The 12,262-nt window shown below is 64.8% G+C and carries 11 protein-coding genes and 1 pseudogene; 9 read left to right on the top strand and 3 right to left on the bottom strand.

Features of this window, described 5'->3' with window-relative positions:
• Positions 1–92 precede the first annotated feature (92 nt).
• From B4394_RS18235 to B4394_RS18225, 3 genes and pseudogenes are all read left to right on the top strand, one after another.
• Positions 93–275 carry a helix-turn-helix domain-containing protein gene (locus B4394_RS18235; protein WP_078288042.1) on the top strand — a complete coding sequence of 61 codons (183 nt, stop codon included), beginning with the start codon at positions 93–95 and terminating at the stop codon, positions 273–275.
• 64 nt (positions 276–339) lie between these two features.
• A complete protein-coding gene (locus B4394_RS18230; RefSeq protein ID WP_078311992.1) occupies positions 340–984 on the top strand; it encodes an AMIN-like domain-containing (lipo)protein in 645 nt (214 codons plus the stop codon).
• 84 nt (positions 985–1,068) lie between these two features.
• Positions 1,069–1,632 (top strand): annotated as a pseudogene (locus B4394_RS18225) (hypothetical protein); the annotation flags it as partial.
• Here B4394_RS18225 and B4394_RS18220 read toward each other — a convergent pair.
• The 3 genes from B4394_RS18220 to acnA are packed head-to-tail and all read right to left on the bottom strand — an operon-like array spanning position 1,629 to position 5,554.
• Positions 1,629–2,159 (bottom strand): DinB family protein, encoded by a 531-nt coding sequence (locus tag B4394_RS18220; protein WP_078315884.1) that lies wholly within the window; start codon positions 2,157–2,159, stop codon positions 1,629–1,631. The pseudogene B4394_RS18225 and the gene B4394_RS18220 overlap by 4 nt on opposite strands.
• Positions 2,143–2,715 carry a TetR/AcrR family transcriptional regulator gene (locus tag B4394_RS18215; protein ID WP_078288046.1) on the bottom strand — a complete coding sequence of 191 codons (573 nt, stop codon included), beginning with the start codon at positions 2,713–2,715 and terminating at the stop codon, positions 2,143–2,145. Before B4394_RS18215 ends, B4394_RS18220 begins: the two co-directional genes overlap by 17 nt.
• 16 nt (positions 2,716–2,731) lie before the next feature.
• Positions 2,732–5,554: an aconitate hydratase AcnA gene (gene acnA / locus B4394_RS18210; RefSeq protein WP_217697775.1), complete on the bottom strand. Its 2,823-nt coding sequence runs from the start codon at positions 5,552–5,554 to the stop codon at positions 2,732–2,734.
• A 255-nt stretch (positions 5,555–5,809) separates the two neighbouring features.
• On the opposite strand from acnA, the gene B4394_RS18205 reads away from it, so the two are divergent.
• The 6 genes from B4394_RS18205 (at position 5,810) to B4394_RS18180 (ending at position 12,195) form a co-directional block, all read left to right on the top strand.
• The gene (locus B4394_RS18205; protein WP_078315882.1) at positions 5,810–6,367 is read left to right on the top strand and encodes an Rv1476 family membrane protein; all 558 of its coding nucleotides are present in this window, start codon (positions 5,810–5,812) and stop codon (positions 6,365–6,367) included.
• 316 nt (positions 6,368–6,683) lie between these two features.
• Positions 6,684–8,129: an NlpC/P60 family protein gene (locus B4394_RS18200; protein WP_078312081.1), complete on the top strand. Its 1,446-nt coding sequence runs from the start codon at positions 6,684–6,686 to the stop codon at positions 8,127–8,129.
• Positions 8,130–8,203: 74 nt separating this feature from the next.
• Entirely contained in the window at positions 8,204–8,890 is a 687-nt protein-coding gene (locus tag B4394_RS18195; protein WP_286142112.1) for an NlpC/P60 family protein, read from the top strand.
• Positions 8,891–9,074: 184 nt separating this feature from the next.
• On the top strand, positions 9,075–10,220 hold the full coding sequence (moxR1, locus tag B4394_RS18190; protein ID WP_078311997.1) for a chaperone MoxR1: 1,146 nt from the start codon (positions 9,075–9,077) through the stop codon (positions 10,218–10,220).
• Entirely contained in the window at positions 10,217–11,188 is a 972-nt protein-coding gene (locus B4394_RS18185) for a DUF58 domain-containing protein (RefSeq protein WP_078311998.1), read from the top strand. The genes moxR1 and B4394_RS18185 overlap by 4 nt, the downstream gene beginning before the upstream one ends.
• Positions 11,185–12,195, top strand: a complete 1,011-nt coding sequence (locus tag B4394_RS18180) for a VWA domain-containing protein (RefSeq protein WP_078288051.1) — start codon at positions 11,185–11,187, stop codon at positions 12,193–12,195. The genes B4394_RS18185 and B4394_RS18180 overlap by 4 nt, the downstream gene beginning before the upstream one ends.
• The last annotated feature ends 67 nt before the right edge of the window (positions 12,196–12,262 follow it).

The following is a 12,262-nucleotide window of genomic DNA, read 5'->3' as shown; positions in this document are numbered from 1 at the left end:
CTCGTGCACCTGCGTGATCACATTTGCGCTATGGTGCAACCGGGTCGAGCCGTCCACAGGGGCAGCGGCATGGAGTCGGGAGAGAGGTCGCGATGGCCAAAACACGCGACGAGGAGCGTGCCGAGCTGAAAGCGGCATACGAGAAGGGCGCGAGCATTCGTACGCTCGCCGCGGGCACGGGCCGGTCGTATGGTTACGTGCATCGCGCTCTCGTGGAATCGGGTGCCACCCTACGCGGGCGCGGTGGCCCGAATCGGCGCGGCCGCAAGGCGTAACTGGCGTTCGACACGCAGTGTGCCCGTTGAGCTTTCGGGTGCCAATTGTTGCTACCGTTATGCGATGCGAGGACAAGGCGGTATCCGGAACATTGGTGTGCTGGTGCTGGCGGCCATGACGGCATCCGGTTGCGCCGGTGAGGTGCGCCGGCTGGGCGACTCGGTGTCGCCCGTGGCCACGACGACGGCGCTGCCGCAAACCTCAACACCTGCCCCCGAGACGTTCCGCGTCACGGCCTGCGAGACGGTCAGCGGCGGTGGCGGCAAGAATGTGGCCACTCTGCTGCGCGACGTCCGCGTGGGTAAGCAGGACGACTACGACAGGGTCACTTTCGAATTCGGGCCGGATGCCAAGGCTGACCCTAAGAACAAGGTGGCGCTCGATCAGCTGGTGGTTCCCAAGTACTCGGTGGACAGCCCGGCCAGCGTCTCGGCGGGGCCCAAGGGAGACAACGTCATCGTCGCCGGTAGCGCATTGCTCGGCGTGTTGTTCGACGGGGCGTCCGCGCATGAGACTGATAAGCCCATCCGTTCGTATCCGGGCCCGAGCGAGATCAAGCCGAAGGATTTCCCGATCCTGGCCGAGGCCAAGCAAGGCGAGGACTTCGAGGGGAAGGTTCGGTGGGCGCTGGGTCTGAATAAACAGCGCTGCCCCGAGGTGAGCACGCTGACCAATCCGCCTCGGCTGGTGGTGGATCTGCCGCACTAAGGGGTTTGTGACCGGGCACCATCGCCCGGCCCACGGTTAGCCACGGGGGACAATCCCCGGTCGAACGCCAGCGGTACGGCGTCGAACGCCGTACATTCGCTAACCATGTATCGATACCTGGTACCACTTGTACTGGTAGTCGGGCCGCTCGTGGGTGCCCCGCAGGCGGCGGCCGCACCCGCGTGCCCGATAGTGACCGACGGCGGCGCCGAGAACTATGCCAATATCCTGCACGATGTGCGCATCGAAACTCTCGATGACCTGGACAGGGTGACGTTCAGCTTCGGAGCGGACAAGCTGGCGCCGCCGGTAGGGCCGGTGACCTATTGGCAGGCCCCACCATTCTCGGTCACACCGGTCGACGGGGGATACGCGGTGGCATTCCGCGGCGCGGCGGCGCACGACACCATCATGGGGACCGTCGACCATCCCGAGAACCGGCACGTGAAGTCATTTCCGCAACCCGATGATCTCGGAGCGCCTCCCGGCTCTGCGGTGGTCCGATCGGCTCGTCTCATGCAGGACGCGGACATCTTCAAAAACAAGAACGGCGTGATGGCGTGGAAGGTCGCGGCACAGGCGCCCAAATGCCCAGTCGTGTACATCGCCGACACGCCCGCCCGGGCCGTCATCGACTTTCCGCACTAATCCGCAGGCAGGCGGGAAACATCGTGCAGGTGATGCACCGGATCGTGCACGAAGTACAGACCCAGTGTCGCGACGGTGAAAATCGAACCGTTGCTTCGTCTCCCGCGTCGCTGTAAGGTCGACTCGGGCACATCGGAGAAGGCGGCGGCGATGGCTTCGCCCGCCGCGGCGAGTTCGACGGCTACCGCCTGTGGATCCTGCTCGGCATACCGGTCCTCGACGGCCGTCTTGTCCTGGTCCCAGTTCTCGAACAAGGGGTTGTCCTCGGCGAGCATGAGCTGCAGCCGGGTCAGGAAGATGCGGAACACGTCGCGGACGTGCGCTCCGTACTCCAGCGCCGACCAGGTCTGCTCGTCGGGGCGTACCCGCACCCGGGGCTGGGCCAGCACCCGCTGCCAGGCCCTCAGGTTATCCCGGACGATATCCGGTATCCGCGCGAATGATGTTGCGGCGGGATCAAATCCGCATTCACCGCAGGGGCGTTCGAGGACCCAGGTCCAGTCCTTGGAGTCAGGCGTGATCGGCACGGCGCACCGAATCCTCGACGAGATCCAACACGCGGCTGAGGCTTTCGGTGGATTCACCGGCGGCCAGGCGTGCCACCAGGCCGTCGAGCACCAGATCCAGATAGCCCAAAATCACCTCGCTGGACACGTCCTCACGCAGTCGGCCGGCCTTCTTCTGGCGTTGTAGCCGTGCCAAGGTGGCGGTGTTGAGCTCTTCGGAACGCTGGTTCCAGCCCCGCCGGAATTCGGGATCATTGCGCAACTTGCGGGCGATCTCTAAACGCGTTGCCAGCCAATCGAATTGATCCGGATCGGCCAGCATATCGCGCATCACCTGCACCAGGCCCTCGCGGCTGGCGACGTTCGCCATCCGCTCGGCATCCTCGCGGGCGAGCGCGAAGAACAAGGTGTCCTTGTCGCGGAAATGGTGGAAGATCGCCCCCCGCGACATGCCGATGGTGTGCTCCAGGCGGCGCACGGTGGCACCGTCGTACCCATACTCGGCAAAACAGCGCCGCGCGCCATCGAGGATCTGGCGGCGACGAGCCGCGAGGTGATCCTCGCTAACGCGCGGCACTGTTGGTCAGCCGTTTCTAGCCGGCCAGCATGTTCCGCAGCACGTACTGCAGGATGCCGCCGTTGCGGTAGTAGTCGGCTTCACCGGGGGTGTCGATTCGGACCACCGCGTCGAACTCGACCTGGAAAGACACAGTGCCGTCTTCTGCAAGTCTCTTCGCGGTCACGTGCACGGTCTTGGGCGTCGAACCCTCGTTGAGCTTCTCGATACCGCTGATGTCGTAGGTCTCGGTGCCATCGAGCTTGAGCGAGGCCGCCGACTCTCCGGCCGGGAACTGCAGCGGAATGACGCCCATACCAATCAGATTCGACCGGTGGATGCGCTCGAAGGACTCGGTGATGACGGCCTTGACGCCCAGCAGGCGGGTGCCCTTGGCGGCCCAGTCACGCGAGGATCCGGAGCCGTACTCCTTGCCGCCCAGCACGACCAGCGGAATGCCGACCTTCTGGTAGTTCACCGAAGCGTCGTAGATGAAGGCCTGCGGACCACCCTCCTGGGTGAAGTCGCGCGTGTAACCGCCCGAGACGTCGTCCAGGAGCTGGTTGCGCAGCCGGATGTTCGCGAAGGTGCCTCGCACCATCACCTCATGGTTACCGCGACGCGAACCCAGCGAGTTGTAGTCCTTGCGGTCCACGCCATGCTCGTCGAGGTACTGCGCGGCCGGGGTGCCCGACTTGATGGAACCCGCGGGTGAGATGTGGTCGGTGGTCACCGAGTCGCCGAGCAGGGCGAGTACGCGCGCTCCCGTGATGTCGGTGACGGGCGTGGGCTCCAGTGGCATCCCGTCGAAGTACGGGGCCTTGCGCACGTAGGTGGACGTGTCGGCCCACTCGAAGGTGTTGCCTTCGGGGGTGGGCAGTCCGCGCCAGCGCTCGTCGCCCTTGAAGACGTCGGCATAGGAGTCGGTGAACATCTGGCGGTTGATCGACGAGGCGATGGTCTCCTCGATTTCCAAGGCGGTCGGCCAGATGTCCTTGAGGAACACGTCGTTACCGTCGTGGTCCTGGCCGAGCGGGTCGGTGTCGAAGTCGAAGTCCATGGTGCCCGCGATGCCGTAGGCGATGACCAGCGGCGGGGAGGCCAGGTAGTTCATCTTGACGTCGGGGGAGATGCGCCCTTCGAAGTTGCGGTTACCGGAGAGCACCGCGGTCACCGACAGGTCGTTGTCGTTGATGGCCTTGGAGATCTCGTCGGGCAGCGGGCCGGTGTTACCGATGCACGTGGTGCAGCCGTAGCCGCCCAGGTAGTAGCCCAGCTTCTCCAGGTATGGCCACAGCGCAGCCTTGTTGTAGTAGTCGGTGACGACCTGCGACCCGGGGGCCATGTTCGTCTTGACCCACGGCTTGGTGGTCAGACCCTTCTCGACGGCCTTCTTGGCCAGCAGTGCGGCACCCAGCATCACCGACGGGTTGGACGTGTTGGTGCAGGAGGTGATGCCCGCGACCACGACCGCGCCATGGTCCAGAACGAAGTTGCCGCGCTCGGCGGAGGTCACCTTGACCGGCTTGGACGGGCGGCCCTCGCCACCATTGGCTGCCGACGGAATGACCGCGTCATCCTCGGCGAAGGACAGCACCGCGGTGTCGCTGGCCGGGAACGACTCCTCAACCGCCTCGTCGAGCTGGGTGTGCGGTGCGGGGTGGTTTTCCTCCACGTAGTTGTGGATGTCCTTGCGGAAGGCGTTCTTCGCGTCAGACAGCTCGATGCGGTCCTGCGGACGCTTGGGCCCGGCGATGGACGGCACGACGGTGGAGAGGTCGAGTTCCAGGTACTCCGAGAAGGCGGGCTCGTGATCGGCGTCGTGCCACATGCCCTGTTCCTTGGCGTACGCTTCGACGAGCGCCAGCTGCTGATCGTCGCGGCCGGTCAGGCGCAGGTAGTTGATGGTCTCGTCGTCGATCGGGAAGATCGCTGCGGTAGAGCCGAATTCGGGGCTCATGTTGCCCAGCGTGGCGCGGTTGGCCAGTGGCACCTCGGCCACACCCTTGCCGTAGAACTCGACGAACTTGCCCACCACACCGTGCTTGCGCAGCATGTCGGTGACGGTCAGCACCACGTCGGTGGCGGTGACGCCCGGCTGGATCTCACCGGTGAGCTTGAAGCCGACGACGCGCGGGATCAGCATCGAGACCGGCTGGCCGAGCATGGCGGCCTCTGCCTCGATACCGCCGACACCCCAGCCAAGGACGCCGAGGCCGTTGACCATCGTGGTGTGCGAGTCGGTGCCCACACAGGTGTCCGGGTAGGCCTGCCCGTTCCTCGTGAAGATGGTCCGGGCCAGGTACTCGATGTTGACCTGGTGCACGATGCCGGTGCCCGGGGGGACGACCTTGAAATCGTCGAAAGCGCCTTGGCCCCAACGCAAGAACTGGTAGCGCTCGGCGTTGCGCTCGTACTCGAGCTCCACATTGCGCTCGAAGGCGTCGGCAGTGCCGAAGACATCGAGGATCACCGAGTGGTCGATGACCATCTCGGCGGGGGACAGCGGGTTGACCTTGTCGGGGTCACCGCCGAGTGCGGAGACGGCCTCACGCATGGTGGCCAGGTCGACGACACAGGGCACGCCGGTGAAGTCCTGCATGACCACCCGGGCCGGGGTGAACTGGATCTCCACGCTCGGCTCCGCCGAGGGGTCCCAGTCGGCCAGCGCCAGGACATGGTCCTTGGTGATGTTCGCGCCGTCCTCGGTGCGTAACAGGTTCTCCGCCAACACTTTCAGGCTGTACGGCAGTTTCTCGGTACCGGGTACGGCGTTCAGTCGGAAGATCTCATACGACTCGTCACCAACCTGCAGAGTGCCGCGTGCGCCGAAGGAATTCACCGATTCGTTGCTAGTCACATCAGCTCCAAAGCTCGCTCGAAGGCCACCCGCCGGCGGGCTGTGCCAGGCGGGGTTCCGGAGGCGCCACCGCAGATGGCTGCCTTCCGTCGTCAGTCTAACAGTACGCTTGTCCCGTAATAAGGGGGATGCCCAAATTTCACACCCCGTTCCCGCGCTGGCACTCGTCATCTTCGTAGTGGGTGCCGATATGCACGCAAAATGCGGCGTGTCTGCGCGCGCAACGCCGCGCACGGTGGGGGTTAGATTGATCGCGTGACGCCGCAGCACTTGCCGACCATCATCCCCGCCGAGCTCTGCCAGGCGGTGGGCGTGTCCGTCCAGACCGCGGGTACCGATCCGATGGGCTGGTCGGCCAAGTGCCTGGAGATGGCGCGCGCGGATGTCAACGAGGATGGCGTGGCCGCCCCCGCCGCGGATGTCCCCGGATTGAAGGACGTCGTCGCGAAGGCGCATGCCAAGAACATCGACCTGAAGGTCATCTCGCTTCCCGGTAATCCCTGGATCGACACACCGCTGCGCGATATCGCCACCGAGATCGGCAAGGACCATCCGGACGCGACGATCCTCGTCATTAGCCCGTCGTACGCCGGTACCTACAGTGCGAAGTTCGACAGGGTGACGTTGGAGGCTGGGCAGGATGTCGCCAAGACCGGCAATCCGGTGCTCTCCGCCAACAACTTCGTAGACGAGCTCGGGCGTGAGCACTTCTCGTGGACCGCGCTGACCATTGTGCTTGTCCTGTTCGTGGCCGCGGTCTGCACGGGAATTACACTCCTGCGCGGCCGATTTGCGAATGACTCGGTTAAGTAACGATTTGCAAACCATTCGCGCAGCCTGTTTCGCCACGAAATAGCCGCGCGCAGTATGGAACCCGGATGATCTGCCGATATTCAATTCAGGTCAATTAACCGCCCGAAGGCGTCTCTGCAATTGCCTGTCAGTGGCCAATTAATTACACATATGTAATTTGTGACTAAAGTTTCATTAGTTGCCAAAGTGACGTACGGTGCAAGTGGCGCCAAAGTGGTTAGTGCGTCTTATGTGACAACTGGGAGCGTGTCGGGGAAGGGCCGCTATGACCGAGAAGGCTCGCCGAGCGCCAAAGATCGAGGAGACGGCAGACCGAATGAAACGGACAGTCCCGCAGCATTTCGCGGACCGTTTCGCGGTGCGTGGCAAACGAACCGTGGCAGTCGCCCTGGTCGTGCCCTCGCTGATGGCCGCGAGTCTGATGATGTGGCCCAACACCCTTGCGGTCACGTCCGCAGAACCCAATGACATGGCCTCGCTGATCAGTCAACTGGCCGACACCAACCAGCAGATCGAACAGCTCACCGCTGACGTGCAGACCCAACAGGAGTCCATCAACAAGGGATTGGTCGATCTTCAGGACGCGCGTGACAAGGCGGCCGGAGCAGCCCAGGCGGTCGCAGAGGGGCAGCAGGCCGTCGACACCGCCAATGGCGCGATCGTCGAAGCGCAGGGCAAGTTCGACCGGATGGCCGCGGCCACGTACATGGCCGGCCCCTCGGGTTCGTACCTGACCGCTACCAGCCCCGACGACGTGGTGCGTCTGGCCTCGGTGACCAAGAGTGTCGAGGCGAGCTCGCAGACCGTCATGGACAACCTGCGCCGCGCACGTACAGAGCAGGTCAACAAGGAATCGCAGGCGCGGGCCATCCAGGAGAAGGCCGACCAGGCCGCCGCTGACGCACAGAAGCAGCAGGACGACCTGGTGTCGGCGATGAAGGATGTACAGAAGAAGCTCGAAGCGCAGCGCGGAACCGCGTCGGAGTTGGCGGCCAAGAAGAAGAGCGCCGAGGCGCAGCTAGCCGCCGCCCGTGGGCCGGAGTTCGCGGCGTCGACGGCGACCGCCCGGGTGGTCAATCCGAGTGCCGCCATCGCGGGTAATGGCAACGAGTGGACCGAGGGGCCGGCTCCTGCTGCCGCAGCCGGTGGCCAATGGGATACCACGCTTCCGATGATCGCCAGCGCCAACGTGCCGACCGATCCGACGCAGACCATCAACATGGTGTTGGGCATCGGCAACACCGCAGCCAACGTCGGCCAGTCCGCGGTGTGCGGTGTGATCGGAATGTTCTGCCCCAAAGCTGCCCCGGCGGCGGCGGCTTCCAGCGAGGGTGGCGAGTACCTCCCCAAGGTCTACGGCCGGGAGAATGTGGAGCGGGTGATCGCCCGCGCCGGTAGCGCGATGAACACGCCGTACTCGTGGGGTGGTGGTTCCTACAACGGTCCGACCCGCGGAATCGACTCGGGTGCAAATACTGTCGGCTATGACTGCTCTGGACTGATGATGTACGGGTTCGCCGCGGTCGGCATCAGACTCAGGCACTACACCGGATATCAGTACAACTCCGGGCGCAAGGTGCCCAGTGCGCAGATGAAGCGCGGCGACATGATTTTCTACGGCCCCAACGCAAGCCAGCACGTTGCGTTGTACCTCGGCAACGGTCAGATGCTCGAAGCGCCGAACACCGGCGATGTGGTCAAGGTGTCGCCGGTTCGCACCAGCGGCATGACGCCCTTCGTAACCCGATTGATTGAGTGGTAGAACCTGTGAACACAGCGAAAACGACCAGATTGCTCAAAGTTCAGGGCCTCTTCGTCGTGCGTGCGGCCCTCGCGGTGGGGATCGCTGTCGCACTGGTGCTGTTCATGGGTGTCCCGCGGGCCTCAGCCGATGACAACCCGATCAGCCCGAATGTTGGCACTGCCTTCCTGAACGCCCTCGGGCTGAACCCGTCGGGCGGCGACTGGGACAACACACTGCCCTTCGCGGGGCCGAGTCAGGGCGCCGACCCCACGAAGATCATGAACGGGGTGATGGGGGTCGGACAGACCGCGCTGGGTGCGTTGGGCATCGGCGGTAACCGCGCGTCTGCGGGAGCCGGACGTCCACTCGTGTACGGCCGTCAGGCGGTGGAAGCGGTGATCCAGCGCGGCGGTACGCAGCTTGGTGTCCCGTACTCGTGGGGTGGCGGCACCGTGCGCGGGCCCAGCGGGGGCGTGGACTACGACGCCGGCAAGGTGGGCTATGACTGCTCCGGCTTCACCATGTTCTCCTACGCGGCAGCCGGCGTGAAGCTGCCCAAATACTCGGGTGATCAGTACAACGCGGGCCAGAAGATTCCTGTCTCGCAGGCGAAGCGCGGCGATCTGCTGTTCTACGGCCCGGGCGGTTCACAGCACGTGGTGATCTACCTCGGCAACGGTCAGATGCTGGAAGCCAGCGGCAGCGCGGAGAAGGTGACGGTGTCGCCCGTGCGCACCGGAGGCATGACTCCCTATGCCGTGCGCATCATCGCGTGGTAGCTCTTCTGATCCTTCGGGTGAGCTAGAACGGCGCGCCAGCGAACGGGTACGTGGACCAAATCCCGGGATGCTGGAATAGTGGACCGGAGGCGCCGCCCAGGGCTGGGTGCCGCTCATATGCACATGGCCACCAAGAAGCCACCGAAATAGCACGGAATCGTCAGGCAGAGCCGGAGGGAAGTTGATGTCATCACCAGGGTCACCAGGGGGAGGTGCCGGGTACTCCGGCGGAAGCGCCGGTCCCGCGCCGCACGCCCCGCAGGGTCCGACATCACCGGCCCTGGCCGCCGAGGTGCAGAACCTCGAGCGCGCCATCTTTGAGGTCAAGCGCGTCATCGTGGGCCAGGACCGACTGGTCGAGCGAATTCTCGTCGGCCTGCTCGCCAAGGGACACGTGTTGCTCGAGGGTGTGCCCGGCGTTGCCAAGACGCTGGCGGTCGAGACCTTCGCCAAGGTGGTGGGCGGCTCGTTCTCCCGTGTCCAGTTCACACCGGACCTGGTGCCCACCGACATCATCGGTACCCGCATCTACCGCCAGGGCAAGGAGGAGTTCGATACCGAGCTCGGACCGGTGGTCGCCAACTTCCTGCTGGCCGACGAGATCAACCGTGCGCCCGCCAAGGTGCAGTCGGCACTGCTCGAGGTCATGGCCGAACGGCATGTCTCCATCGGCGGCAAGACCTATCCGATGCCCAAGCCCTTCCTGGTGATGGCCACGCAGAACCCCATCGAGAACGAGGGCGTGTACCCGCTGCCCGAGGCTCAGCGCGACCGTTTCCTGTTCAAGATCAACGTCGACTACCCGACCGTTGAGGAAGAGCGCGAGATCATCTACCGGATGGGTGTCACGCCGCCGGAGCCCAAGCAGATCCTGTCCGCTGACGCGCTGCTGCGCTTGCAGGACCTCGCGGCCAACAACTTTGTGCACCACGCCCTGGTCGACTATGTGGTCCGGGTCATCTCGGCCACCCGCAATCCCGCGCAGTTCGGGCTCGGCGACGTCGCCAACTGGATCTCTTACGGCGCGAGCCCGCGTGCCTCGCTGGGCATCATCGCGGCCTCCCGGGCACTGGCTTTGGTGCGGGGGCGTGACTACGTGATCCCACAGGACGTCATCGAGGTCATCCCGGATGTGCTGCGCCACCGCCTGGTGATGAGCTACGACGCGCTGGCCGACGAGGTTTCCGCCGACACCGCGATCAACCGGATTTTGCAGACGGTTGGCCTGCCGCAGGTGAATGCCGTTCCACAGCAAGGACATTCGGTGCAGCCGGCGATGGTGGGGACAAACGGCCCGGTCCCGGCCACCCATAACGCCGCGCCCAGGTGAGCACACCCAGTCCGGGCAACGCCCGGCCGGTAGACATCCCGTCCCTGCGTCGGGGCGAGATCCGTGATCCGCAGTTGTCGGCGGCGCTGCGGACCTTGGAACTGAAGATCCGTCGCAAGCTCGACGGGGTGCTGCACGGTAACCACCTCGGTCTGATTCCCGGCCCGGGATCGGAGCCGGGGGAGTCCAGGCTGTATCAACCCGGTGACGACGTGCGCCGGATGGATTGGTCAGTGACCGCGCGGACTACCAGCCCGCACGTCCGCCAGATGATCGCGGACCGCGAGCTGGAGACGTGGCTCGTGGTCGACATGTCGGCCAGCCTGGACTTCGGGACGACTAACTGCGAGAAGCGCGACCTTGCGGTCGCGGCGGCCGCGGCCATCATCTTCCTCAACAGTGGTGGCGGCAACAGGCTCGGTGCGCTGATTGCCAATGGGGACAAGATTGTTCGGCTACCGGCGCGCTCCGGACGCGCTCACGAGCAGGACATCCTGCGCAGCATCGCCACCATGCCCAAGGCGCCATTGGGTGTCCGGGGCGACCTGTCGCTGGCGATCGACGCATTGCGACGGCCGGAGCGCCGCCGTGGCATGGCCGTCGTCATCAGCGACTTCCTTGGCCCCATCAACTGGATGCGGCCACTGCGCGCCATCGGTGCCCGCCATGAGGTGCTTGGCATCGAGGTCCTCGATCCCCGCGACATGGAGCTCCCAGACGTCGGCGAGGTGCTGTTGCAGGACGCCGAGACCGGAGTCACCAAGGAGTACCGGATCGATGAGAATCTTCGCCGGGACTTCGAACAGGCAGCGGCCAGGCATCATGAAGAGGTGGCACGCACATTGCGCCGTTGCGGTGCACCGCTTTTGAGCCTGCGGACCGACCGTGACTGGATTAACGACATCGTGAGATTTGTCTCCCAACAGCGCCGTGGTGCGGTGGCCGGGACGGGGGCGGGGGCTCGATGAGCGATCTGCCGTTCTTCGGGCCGATGACTCTCACGGGCTTCACCCACCCGTGGTTCTTCCTGGTACTACTGCTGGTGGCGGCGCTGGTCGGGCTGTATGTGTTTGCGCAGTATCTGCGGGAGAAGCGCGTGCTGCGCTTCGCGAACACCGAGCTATTGGACTCGGTGGCCCCGACTCGGCCTCGCGCCTGGCGGCACGCGGCGACAGCGCTCCTGGTGGTCGGCCTGCTGGTGCTGACCATCGCGCTGGCAGGCCCGAGTCATGACGTGAGGATTCCGCGCAACCGCGCTGTGGTGATGCTCGTTATCGACGTTTCTCGGTCCATGGAATCGACCGACGTCGCTCCCAGTCGCCTGGGCGCCGCGAAGGAAGCCGGTAAGGAATTCGCCCGCAATCTCACCCCGGGTATCAACCTGGGCCTCATCGCCTATGCCGGCACCGCGACAGTGCTCGTCTCACCCACGACCAACCGGGACGCCACCGTAAACGCCCTGGATAACCTGCAGCTCGCGGATCGCACCGCCACCGGTGAGGGCATCTTCACGGCACTGCAGGCCATTGCGACGGTGGGTGCTGTGATCGGCGGCGGTGACAAGGCGCCTCCGGCGCGCATCGTGTTGATGTCCGACGGTAAGGAAACGGTTCCGTCGAACCCCGACAATCCGAAGGGTGCCTACACCGCGGCGCGTACCGCCAAGGATCAGCAGGTGCCGATTTCGACGATCGCGTTCGGCACCAAGGACGGGTACGTCGAGATCAACGGGCAGCGTCAGAACGTCCCGTACGCCCCCGACATGATGGAGAAGGTGGCCAAGCTATCGGGTGGGGAAACCTACACGGCGTCTACGCTCGGCCAGCTCAAGGAGGTGTACGCCAACCTGCAGCAGCAGATTGGGTACGAGACGATCCGCGGCGATGCCAGCGTCGGGTGGTTGCGCCTGGGTGCGTTGCTGGTGCTCGCGGCGGCCTTCGTCGGACTAGTGATCAACCGGCGTCTACCCAACTGATTCGGTGTCCGCCCGGCGGTTCGGTTGGGCCAGTCGGTTAGGCCAAAGTCTAAGAAGACGATAAATT

The sequence above is a fragment of the Mycobacterium sp. D16Q16 genome (assembly GCF_002013745.1).
Classification (GTDB): Bacteria; Actinomycetota; Actinomycetes; order Mycobacteriales; family Mycobacteriaceae; genus Mycobacterium.
Note: the sequence above shows the minus strand (reverse complement) of the source record. Positions and strands in the feature narration are given on the sequence as shown.